1 protein-coding gene is annotated in these 287 nt (G+C 72.1%); it reads right to left on the bottom strand.

Translation table 11 applies throughout. The features are described from left to right. The coding region (locus JYB62_RS19665; RefSeq protein WP_205647094.1) for a hypothetical protein at positions 1–287 on the bottom strand (287 nt) is incomplete at both ends.

Here is a 287-nt window from a genome sequence, read left to right as displayed (position 1 = left end):
GACCCAGGCCGCTGGCTCCGGCAGGCGGGTCGCGGTGTTCAGGGAGCCCAGACCACCAGCCCAGGTCCTTACCGAGCTCGTCGAGGTCTTCGCCGGGATGGTCCTCGACGAACCAGCCCCAGCAGGATGGGCACTTGCACCACTTGCGCGGCGTCTCGGTCTCGGGCTGCTGCTGCACCCCATCGGCCTCGCGGCGCAGCAGCCGCACGACCGCGTCCCGGCCCGCATCCCACGCGTCACCGAGCTGGCTGTGATGCCGGTAGCGGTCGTCGATGGGGAGCCGCCCG

This window comes from Algoriphagus lutimaris, from assembly GCF_017051705.1.
Lineage (GTDB): Bacteria > Bacteroidota > Bacteroidia > Cytophagales > Cyclobacteriaceae > Algoriphagus > Algoriphagus lutimaris.
Note: the sequence above shows the minus strand (reverse complement) of the source record. Positions and strands in the feature narration are given on the sequence as shown.